A 6,101-nucleotide genomic window follows, 5' to 3' on the forward strand; every position below is an offset into this window, starting at 1 on the left:
GCGGTGGATCGAGTCGCGTTGGCAGCGAGCGTCGCTGTTGCAGCGGTGTTTGTGCTGCTGGTTGTAGGCTTCGTTGAAAGTCGGATCGCTTGGTGGCTGAATCGCCATGGCGACGCATCGACACCGAACCATCCGGACCAACCCAGCGATCAGGCAAAGTGACGCTGTGTCTTCCAACTGTCGATTTTCAGCGACTGGAGGCTGGCTTGCCGTGGCGGCGATGTTGCCGAACCAGGCGATAGATCCAGACGGAGAACATCGCTGCGATCACTCCCGAGCTCACCCAACTGAGCGGACCTGCCAAGTCGCCGTAGTTTTTGCCTAGCCACAATCCGATCACGGCCAACAGTGCTGTCCAAGCCACTGTTCCGATCGCTGTGCAGGCAGAGAATTTTGCCGGCGGCATTTCAGCAAAACCGGCCGGAACACTGATGAGTGTTCGCAGCCCCGGAATCAAACGACATAAAAGCACTGCCGCCGCCCCCCAGTCTTCGAACCAGCGATCAACTTGGTCGATGTCGTCTCGGGAAATGGTCAGCCAAGCACCATGCTTGTCCACCCACGTTGCAAGCCGTTCCTTTCCGATCCGGCGAGCCACCCAGTACCACGCGTAGGCGCCGACAAACGCCCCGACGCTGCCGGAAGCGACGACCGCGAGAAATGAGGATTGGCCCTGGCTGACGGAGTATCCCGCCCAAGGCATCACTAACTCGGATGGGATGGGAGGGAACACGTTTTCCACCAACATCAGCATTCCAACACCGAATGCACCGAACTGTTCCAAGATGGATTCAATCCACTGATCCATGGTTCATCAAGACCTAGCAAGAGTTGGCGAGATCAAAGACAGATGCTTCGACCATCGGAAAATTGCTCATGCAACCAACGACTGGTCGCAATCATCTTCAGCGTGACGCTCAACCGTGAGACGGAGATCGGTTTCGGCATGAAGTACACGCCGACGTACCTTCGCGCTCGGCGGCAAACTGCGTCGCTTTGCAACGTGCTTGTCACAATGACCGGCATCGTGGCAATGCGTGGGTCCTTTGACCGCCGCATCGCGTCGACCAAGTCAAAACCGCTCCAGTTCGGCATTTCAATGTCAGTGATCACAGCGTCGATCGTTCGTTTGGACAAAAGTTTGAAAGCTTCAGCACCATCGGCCGCCTGAACGCTCTCCACTTCAAGGTCACGAAGAACTCGCGAAATGATCGTACGCATCACCGCGACATCGTCGACGACAAGAACCGTCTTCATGCCGATCGTTGGCAGCGGCAACTCATCCGCGACTTGCACATTCAATTCAACCATCGCCTGACTCCTTGTTGCGATGATTGATCAACAGAGCGGAGCAGTCGTACTCCAAGACACCGCCAATCAGCTCGATCGGTGATGACAAATGCTGCGAAAGCTCGCTAGCAGTCACCCCTAACGTGCCAAAGTTTGCCTTTTCAATCGTCGAGGCGGATGCTCCGTATGCCACGCGTTCGATTCCCGCCATTCCGATCGCGGCAAGACACATTGGGCAAGGTTCGCCCGTCGAAACGAGCCACAATCCGGAAAGGTCGGGCTCCCCCAGCTCCTTCGAAGCCTTCCCAATGGCCACCACCTCAGCGTGCGCGGTTGGATCACAAGTGGAGACCACTTGGTTGTGCGCCACCGCGATTTGCTTCCCGGTTTCGGTGAAGACACCTGCGCCAAAGGGATGTTCGCCCATGGCAACGCCTTCGATGGTCTTCGATACGACAGACTTCATCCACAGACGAAGCATATCGTGAAGAGCAGCCGACGAAGAAGACATGAAACGAAACCAGCAGGGGGATGAATGGTGTGCATAAACAGAACGCAAGTGTCGTGCCGCAACCTGGTCGCAAGACAGCCCGGTCAAGGAATCAGGTTGTTTTGGGACTTAGCTGGACGGCGCAAGCGGACCAAACACGATTTTTTGCCAGGCAACCGTTTGGCCAGGCAAAGCTTCGCTAAGCAGGTCGGCAGGAATGATCTGGTAGAACCTCACGTTGGCGAGTCTCTCTGAGACTCGCAAATGACAGTTTCTCAGAGAGACGCCGCCACGTGATCAAGCTCAATGACTTCCGCTCACGTGATTACCAGGAGGGCACACGAGGGCGTTAGTCGGCTGGGCCCAAATCAACCAGAGACGTGATTTGGCCTGCGATTGACCGCGCCGCACTCAAGTCGACCAATCCTTGCGTTTGAGCGACACCAATCGCAACGGTTGCTTGACAGATGGCTGACCGAGTGAGGCATACCGCGTGAACGACGGTTGATTGAACGCCAACCAGCGCGACTACCAGCCAGTTGATGGTTGTGATTCCGTCTGCAACGAATTCAACCACCCGCCAAGAGCCTACTTTCTCGGATCATTCGCGGGCAATTTCTCGTGCCTCGTTGGAGTGATCCCGCCGGGGTGCTCGACGTAGATCTTTTCGCCGCAGTTGGGGCAAGCAGGAACACGATCGTCCACTGGCTTGCCGCATTCAGGACAAGGGGTGTGGTTCAACGGGGCGGTGTCATGTTTGGATTGGTTCATTGTGAGTTCTCAGTTAATAGCGATCGAATTGGGGCGACAAGACCGACACGAAACCGGAACCTGCCGACTAGCAAGCGATGGAAGACGGCGATTCAACGCGAGGTCTTCGGCCATTGAATGACCCGCAATCGGTGAGCCAATCTTAACGATGGGTGTTTTGGCCCAACGTTTGCGTCACATCCTCATCGCAATGCAGAGTCGCGTTCAGCGGACTTCCATGCATCACAGCAAACCACACTCAGATGAACAGGATCTCCCGTGAGCCAAAAGTTTCAAGTCAATCAATACGTCCAGTGGAATTACGGCGATGGAACGGCCAAAGGACAGATCAAAGAGTCTTACAAAGAGAAAGTGACCAAAACAATCAAAGGCAACGACGTGACGCGAAATGCTAGCGACGACGAACCTGCCTACTACATCGAACAGGACGACGGCGACCACGTGCTGAAGAGCGAAAGCGAACTGCAAAACGCGTGACATGGTTCGCAACTGATTCAAGTTCGACAACCGAAAACATTTCCCGCTTCCAATCGTCTCTCTTAAGCAAATCCATGAATCGCAAAGCAATTGTCACCGGCGGAAGCACCGGCATCGGCCGCGCAACTGCGGTCGCCCTCGCCCGATCCGGACACGACGTCGCAATCACCTACGCACACGGTGAAGGTGATGCCAAACGGACGGCTGAAATGGTGCAAGCTGAAGGCCGTGCGTGCGTCGTCAAACAGTTGGATCTGTCCAGTCCTGAAACCGCGAATCCGGTCGTCGATGAGATGGTCGACGAGTTGAGTGGACTTGATGTCTTTGTCAACAACGCCGGAATGATGGTCAATCAGACGATGCCGGATCTCGATGTTGAAACCGCTCAGCGAATCTTCAACGTCAACACCATTGGTGCAACGCTAGCAATCCAGCGAGCGGTGCATCACATGTTGCCTGGAGGCTTGGACGGCGAGGCCAAATCAACTCCGGGACGAATCATTGTCGTCACCAGTGTTCACGAAGCGATCGCCAATCCGGTCGACACGCTCTACACGATGACAAAACACGCCTTGGGCGGTTTGGTGAAGTGTTTGGCGTTGGATCTGACTCCGCTGAACATCACGGTCAATTCCGTCGCCCCCGGTGAGATTGCCACTCCGATGAATGACATGGATCCCGATGATGCCGAGAACTCACCACGGGAGGCGATTCCGGTCCGCCGGGTTGGTCACCCCGATGAAGTCGCGGCCGTGATCAATTTTCTCGCCGGCGAGCAAGCGGGATTCGTTACCGGGGCACGCTGGCCGATTGACGGTGGTTTTGAAGCCGCCGCTCCACTTGCCGCCAGTGCTTTTCGAGAAGACTACTTGGCTCAGTAGACCTACCTTTTGAGCCCTTTCACTATCAACGGCATTCACTGCCATCACTCAAACCAACGAGTTCAAACAATGTCAACTACAACCCAAACTCAATTCAAACGTGACCTTCTTCAAGACGAAACCACCGCGGAAGTCACAACGTTGTTGCAAGACAACCTGACGAACCTAATCGATCTGGCGTTGCTGATGAAGCAAGCTCACTGGAACGTCGTCGGGCCGAACTTCCGAAGCATTCACTTGCAACTCGACGAGATCATTGCATCCGTTCGCGCGGGAAGCGATGAAGTCGCCGAACGGATCGTCACACTGGGGATCTCAGCCGATGGCCGCGTTTCTACGGTGGCCGCCGACAGCAAAGTCGAAGGGTACCCCGAGGGATTCGTCAAAGTTCCTGAAACCATTTCGCGAGTCGCAGACGCTTTGAAACAAGTCATCGAGTCGCTGCGATCGGCAATCGAGAAACTCGGCGATCTCGACCCGATCAGCGAAGACATGTTGATCGCGATCTCGGGTGAACTCGAGAAGCATCTGTGGATGCTTCAGGCCCAAGAAGCCTGATCCTCGCGACTGACGCCCTTGCCGGGCTTCTTCTTGACCGTCCGCTGCCCGCAATGGAAGCAGACGCACCTACCACGAATTTTTTCACTCACACAAAAAGAGCTCACACATGTTGATTCCAATCATTGGCTGGATCGTTTTCGGTTTGATCGTCGGTGCACTTGCTCGGCTGATCTATCCTGGCCGACAAAATCTCGGCATCGTCAAAACAACTTTGCTTGGCGTCGTCGGTTCATTTGTTGGCGGATTCCTCGCCTACCTACTGTTTGGAGGATCGGCCATGCAAGCGTCGGGATGGATCGGCTCGATTATCGGTGCCGTTGCGGTGCTTGCAATTGCAACCCGCTGGAACAGCAGTCCGCAGCAATCGATCACTCATTGATCAAATGACGATCCGCTGTCACACAGATTGGCGAGAGGTTTTTCCTCTCGCCTTTTTTCGTGTTGGCTGATTTTCGTTCGCATTGGCCTCCGATTTGCGACTCTTTGCGATCGTTTCCGAATACTTCAACCGAAAGAAGCACGATGAATACTCACGAAAAGCTAATCGACCTGATCCAAGACTTTGATACCGCGATGCTGATCACCAAAACAGATGACGGCGGGTTGGACGCTCGCCCCATGGCGATCGCGGAAGCGACGGACGACGGCCAAGTGTGGTTCGTCACCAATCGAAACTCCGGCAAGATCGCTGAACTGATGTTGGACCGTGATGTCGCGGTAACGATGCAAGGTTCCAACAAGTTTGTCACGCTGGCCGGTCAATGCCGCGTCACCGATGATCGCGCCAAGTTGGACGAACTGTGGAAAGAAGCCTGGAAGGTGTGGTTCCCAGAAGGCAAAAACGATCCGAACATCACTTTGCTTCGTGTTGAGCCTGAACGCGGTGAGTACTGGGACAACAGCGGCTTCACCGGGATCAAGTACTTGGTCCGTGCTGGGAAAGCATACGTCCAGGGAGAGCGAGCCGAGACAGACGAAAATATCAACGCAAGTGTATCCCTTTGAAAATAGACTCAAAGATTCACACAGCGAGTTCAATCGAAAGAGCACGATGATGATTCATCGTGCTCTTTTTGTATGATGCATGTCTTTCAAATCCAGGAAGCGAAGCCAAACACCAACGCACACCAATATCCATCCCACGGGACAGCCCAATGCTCCTTTCGAATCAAGAGCTTAAGCCGTCAACGAGGTTTCAACGCATGTATCATCTAGGATGGGCACTCTTGCCCGACCAAGCTATGGACGGCTGTCGGATGGGCACTCTTGCCCGTATAAGTTACTGATGTCGGCCAAGAGTGGCAAACCTACAGCGAAATCGACTCGCTCTTTGCTAGCGGGCGAGGCTCGCAAGACGTCACGAGCAAGGCGCTTCAAAATGGCATCTTCTCTACACACACCAGGTACAGCATGAGCGGTGAATCCTTCTCTGATCGTTCGGCCCCATTCGTCAAAAACGCGCCCCGGCGAGCATTTGTGAAAAGCACTGGAGCCGTGGGGGCGGCCGCGATCGCGGAAGCTGCGATTGCGGCACCGAGTCCCGACGAAGCCCCGATTCCCATCATCGATTGCCACATTCATCTCTTTGACGCATCTCGGCCACAGGGCGCACCCTACGTTGGCCCGGGCGG

Annotated in this window: 9 protein-coding genes; 5 read left to right on the top strand and 4 right to left on the bottom strand. The window is 54.9% G+C overall.

Annotation, left to right across the window (positions count from 1 at the left end):
• Window positions 1-187 precede the first annotated feature (187 nt).
• The 4 genes from ACF8AM_RS13310 to ACF8AM_RS13325 form a co-directional block, all read right to left on the bottom strand.
• A complete protein-coding gene (locus ACF8AM_RS13310) occupies window positions 188-808 on the bottom strand; it encodes a DedA family protein (RefSeq protein ID WP_392556096.1) in 621 nt (206 codons plus the stop codon).
• A 32-nt stretch (window positions 809-840) separates the two neighbouring features.
• Window positions 841-1,311 (bottom strand): response regulator, encoded by a 471-nt coding sequence (locus tag ACF8AM_RS13315; RefSeq protein ID WP_392556097.1) that lies wholly within the window; start codon window positions 1,309-1,311, stop codon window positions 841-843.
• Entirely contained in the window at window positions 1,304-1,756 is a 453-nt protein-coding gene (locus ACF8AM_RS13320; protein ID WP_392556098.1) for a nucleoside deaminase, read from the bottom strand. Before ACF8AM_RS13320 ends, ACF8AM_RS13315 begins: the two co-directional genes overlap by 8 nt.
• 612 nt (window positions 1,757-2,368) lie before the next feature.
• Complete coding sequence (locus ACF8AM_RS13325) at window positions 2,369-2,551, bottom strand: zinc ribbon domain-containing protein (RefSeq protein ID WP_392556099.1); 183 nt, start codon at window positions 2,549-2,551, stop codon at window positions 2,369-2,371.
• Between the two features lie 258 nt (window positions 2,552-2,809).
• Here ACF8AM_RS13325 and ACF8AM_RS13330 point away from each other — a divergent pair, with 258 nt between their 5' ends.
• The 5 genes from ACF8AM_RS13330 to ACF8AM_RS13350 all read left to right on the top strand — a co-directional run bounded on the left by ACF8AM_RS13330 (window position 2,810) and on the right by ACF8AM_RS13350 (window position 5,475).
• Complete coding sequence (locus ACF8AM_RS13330; RefSeq protein ID WP_392556100.1) at window positions 2,810-3,028, top strand: DUF2945 domain-containing protein; 219 nt, start codon at window positions 2,810-2,812, stop codon at window positions 3,026-3,028.
• Between the two features lie 74 nt (window positions 3,029-3,102).
• Window positions 3,103-3,909 carry an SDR family oxidoreductase gene (locus tag ACF8AM_RS13335; protein WP_392556101.1) on the top strand — a complete coding sequence of 269 codons (807 nt, stop codon included), beginning with the start codon at window positions 3,103-3,105 and terminating at the stop codon, window positions 3,907-3,909.
• A gap of 69 nt (window positions 3,910-3,978) precedes the next feature.
• The gene (gene dps, locus ACF8AM_RS13340; RefSeq protein ID WP_392556102.1) at window positions 3,979-4,467 is read left to right on the top strand and encodes a DNA starvation/stationary phase protection protein Dps; all 489 of its coding nucleotides are present in this window, start codon (window positions 3,979-3,981) and stop codon (window positions 4,465-4,467) included.
• Window positions 4,468-4,576: 109 nt separating this feature from the next.
• Complete coding sequence (locus ACF8AM_RS13345; RefSeq protein ID WP_392556103.1) at window positions 4,577-4,849, top strand: GlsB/YeaQ/YmgE family stress response membrane protein; 273 nt, start codon at window positions 4,577-4,579, stop codon at window positions 4,847-4,849.
• A 143-nt stretch (window positions 4,850-4,992) separates the two neighbouring features.
• Window positions 4,993-5,475 (top strand): pyridoxamine 5'-phosphate oxidase family protein, encoded by a 483-nt coding sequence (locus tag ACF8AM_RS13350; RefSeq protein ID WP_392556104.1) that lies wholly within the window; start codon window positions 4,993-4,995, stop codon window positions 5,473-5,475.
• The last annotated feature ends 626 nt before the right edge of the window (window positions 5,476-6,101 follow it).

This window comes from Rhodopirellula sp. JB055 (assembly GCF_043100905.1).
Lineage (GTDB): Bacteria > Planctomycetota > Planctomycetia > Pirellulales > Pirellulaceae > Rhodopirellula.

What these genes read in the sequence shown, in the direction of transcription:
- ACF8AM_RS13310 (WP_392556096.1), bottom strand. Translation starts at nt 808, where the DNA reads ATGGATCAGTGGATTGAATCCATCTTGGAACAGTTCGGTGCATTCGGT.
- dps (WP_392556102.1), top strand. Translation starts at nt 3,979, where the DNA reads ATGTCAACTACAACCCAAACTCAATTCAAACGTGACCTTCTTCAAGAC.
- ACF8AM_RS13325 (WP_392556099.1), bottom strand. Translation starts at nt 2,551, where the DNA reads ATGAACCAATCCAAACATGACACCGCCCCGTTGAACCACACCCCTTGT.
- ACF8AM_RS13345 (WP_392556103.1), top strand. Translation starts at nt 4,577, where the DNA reads ATGTTGATTCCAATCATTGGCTGGATCGTTTTCGGTTTGATCGTCGGT.
- ACF8AM_RS13350 (WP_392556104.1), top strand. Translation starts at nt 4,993, where the DNA reads ATGAATACTCACGAAAAGCTAATCGACCTGATCCAAGACTTTGATACC.
- ACF8AM_RS13335 (WP_392556101.1), top strand. Translation starts at nt 3,103, where the DNA reads ATGAATCGCAAAGCAATTGTCACCGGCGGAAGCACCGGCATCGGCCGC.
- ACF8AM_RS13315 (WP_392556097.1), bottom strand. Translation starts at nt 1,311, where the DNA reads ATGGTTGAATTGAATGTGCAAGTCGCGGATGAGTTGCCGCTGCCAACG.
- ACF8AM_RS13320 (WP_392556098.1), bottom strand. Translation starts at nt 1,756, where the DNA reads ATGAAGTCTGTCGTATCGAAGACCATCGAAGGCGTTGCCATGGGCGAA.